This window comes from Enterobacter cloacae complex sp. IR5384, assembly GCF_049237265.1.
In the GTDB taxonomy this organism is placed as follows: Bacteria; Pseudomonadota; Gammaproteobacteria; order Enterobacterales; family Enterobacteriaceae; genus Enterobacter; species Enterobacter cloacae.
The window spans coordinates 1-2,734 of sequence record NZ_JBMKHJ010000085.1 but is presented as its reverse complement, the minus strand read 5'-3'; the positions used below and the strand labels follow the sequence as shown (position 1 = coordinate 2,734).

Here is a 2,734-nt window from a genome sequence, read left to right as displayed (position 1 = left end):
GACGTAGATCTTCATAGTCAGCAGGTATTGTTATGAAATGATGGTGGTTATTTTAACCCCTGTAGATGGCATCATTCGATGGCTGCCCCGAGGTTTTTCATGCTCTCGTTGATGCCGCACATTTTTATGAGGACCGGGCATCGGGCAAACGAGAAGAGCGTCCTGGACTTACAGCCTGTCTGAAAGCACTACGACCCGGAGACACGCTGGTCGTATGGAAGCTGGACCGCCTCGGTCGTGATCTTCGTCATCTCATTAATACAGTGCACGACCTGACCGCGAGGGGGACCGGTCTGAAAGTGCTGACCGGTCACGGGGCGACTATCGACACAACAACGGCCGCTGGCAAGCTTGTCTTCGGTATCTTTGCCGCACTGGCGGAGTTTGAGCGCGAACTGATTGCTGAAAGAACGACTGCAGGTCTGGCATCAGCAAGAGCCCGTGGGCGGAACGGCGGCCGACCTTATAAAATGACGCCAGTCAAACTGCGACTGGCAATGGCATCAATGGGACAATCAGAAACAAAGGTCAGTACGCTATGCCAGGAACTTGGGATAACCCGGCAAACTTTGTACAGGCATATTTCCCCTGTTGGTCAACTGCGGGCGGACGGGATCAAGCTGTTCAACCGTGGATAATTTGAACGGACGGAAAAATCTGGGGTTCCGGCGTAGTACCCCTATCACCTCCACATTTTTGCAACAGTGCCTTATAAATGGCAGCCTTATGTTTACTTGCCAAGATGGGCTACCATATGATGTTTTATACTGAGCAATATTAATATTATCTTTAATGGAAAAATTAAGCCCACTAAGTGACCCACTGCTATATGGCTCTATTGTGAAGACGCCTGAGGGTAAAAATTTATACATGGTTGTCCCTATGTCTATTATTGCAAGGTTGACAATATTATTCGTTTTATAAATTTGAGCGTTTAAAATCACACATCAAAGCAATTAGTCAGGATAAACAACAATACCCAGTGCTTCGAGAATCAGTTCTTGCTGCCAGGCTGCAATTTTGATACCTGATGTATCGACTTTGCGGGGATCTAAACCGTCGAGTTCGGCGTGGCATAAATTGGCACCCTGTAGGCTAAATTGCCCCCAGACATCTTCGGAAAAAACACCTCGACTTAAGTCTGACTCTTTCAGTGATGCACCCGCTAGGTTCGTTCCTATCCAGCGATTTTCAAACAACTCACATTTTTCTAAACAAACCCTCTCCATATTGGCATAGGAAAGATTACATCCAGAAATAAATGCTGAGCAAAAGTACATACGATTACTCACTTGATGGGCAAAGTTTGTTCGGGAAAAGTTGGCACCTTTTAAATCACACGCACGGAACTCTATACCGTAGCAATTGGCATTACTGAAGTTTGCCATCGCAAGTTGGCATTGTTGGAAACTTGCATCACGAAGATCTGCGACATCAAAGTGGCAGCCTTCGATATCACCCTGTTCAATGAACTTGCAGTTGACGAATGTCGTATCACGCAAGTTAGCACGTCGAAAGTCGCTGCGAATGAATGTGCAAGCGGTGAAGGTGAGATCACTTAAGTCTTTATGTGAAAAGTTGTGGTGCCGATATGTATGATTGTAGGTTTCCATGAGTACTCCTTGTTGAAAGGAGGGCTAGACTACCATTATACATATGCCAAGACATTAAAATAAAAGCCTGTTACATCAACACATTACAACCCCTCAATTTACCTGTTTTAAGTGGTCAAATTGGCGCGTAGAGCGCCTATCGCTCGCGGCCCTGTTGAAAAAAGTTATTCGCTTTAGATAGGGTTAGGAGAGCCGTGCTTCGCCGGTAAAAAATCGGACTATCCGACGCAGGGCGGACTCATCGGCGGAGAAGCAAACTTTGACTATATCTCCCTACACTTGGAAGAGGGCTAGACTGGCCCCATAGATCACCAGACACTTCGACTCTCTTAAAATAAGAGGTAGTCTTGGAACTATGTTTAATACCAGTCAGAACGATAAGATGGTTGGAGTGTTATCAGGACCTGAGCGGCGTCGGCGTCGTACACCGCAGGAAAAAATTGCCATTATTCAGCAGACTATGGAGCCCGGTATGACCGTGTCTCATGTCGCGCGCCTGCATGGCATCAATGCAAACCAGATATTCAAATGGCGCAAGCAATATTAAGACGGTTCACTGACGGCTGTTGCATCGGGCGAGGAAGTGGTGCCGGCCTCCGAACTCGCTGCCGCCAATAAGCAAATTCGCGAACTCCAGCGCCTTCTGGGCAAAAAGACGATGGAAGCCGAGATACTCAAAGAGGCCGTGGAGTTCGGCCGGGCAAAAAAATGGATTGCGCATGCGCCCTCGTTGCCTGGGAACGACGAATAAGCGACGTTTGCAGAAGTCTTGGCGTGTCGCGTGCGCAGTTGAGCATTCGGGTTCACCGGCCATCTGACTGACAGGATCGCAGACGGCAGCCCCGTTCTGACGATACCACCGTATTGTCCCGGATAAACATGGCGGTGGCTGACCTGCCGACGTATGGTTATCGCCGTGTGTGGGCGCTGCTGCGACGGGAGTCGGAGCGGGACGGCCTGCCTGTGGTTAATGCAAAGCGGGTGTATCGCATTATGAGAACGCATAATCTGCTTCGGCACTGTTGCAAAGTTAGCGATGAGGCAGCCTTTTGTCTTATTCAAAGGCCTTACATTTCAAAAACTCTGCTTACCAGGCGCATTTCGCCCAGGGGATCACCATA

At 48.5% G+C, this 2,734-nt stretch carries 2 protein-coding genes and 1 pseudogene; 2 read left to right on the top strand and 1 reads right to left on the bottom strand.

Annotation, left to right across the window (positions count from 1 at the left end):
• The first annotated feature begins 65 nt into the window (after positions 1-65).
• Complete coding sequence (locus ACOTX3_RS25870; RefSeq protein WP_421631661.1) at positions 66-638, top strand: recombinase family protein; 573 nt, start codon at positions 66-68, stop codon at positions 636-638.
• Positions 639-956: 318 nt separating this feature from the next.
• Here the strand turns inward: ACOTX3_RS25870 and ACOTX3_RS25865 are convergent, their stop codons facing one another.
• Complete coding sequence (locus tag ACOTX3_RS25865) at positions 957-1,613, bottom strand: quinolone resistance pentapeptide repeat protein QnrS1 (RefSeq protein ID WP_001516695.1); 657 nt, start codon at positions 1,611-1,613, stop codon at positions 957-959.
• Between the two features lie 382 nt (positions 1,614-1,995).
• Between ACOTX3_RS25865 and ACOTX3_RS25860 the strand changes: the two are divergent.
• A pseudogene (locus tag ACOTX3_RS25860) lies at positions 1,996-2,627 on the top strand (transposase); the annotation flags it as partial.
• Between the last annotated feature and the right edge of the window lie 107 nt (positions 2,628-2,734).

Excerpts from the sequence above, each read along its gene's own strand:
- ACOTX3_RS25865 (WP_001516695.1), bottom strand. The coding sequence starts at position 1,613 with ATGGAAACCTACAATCATACATATCGGCACCACAACTTTTCACATAAA.
- ACOTX3_RS25870 (WP_421631661.1), top strand. The coding sequence starts at position 66 with ATGGCATCATTCGATGGCTGCCCCGAGGTTTTTCATGCTCTCGTTGAT.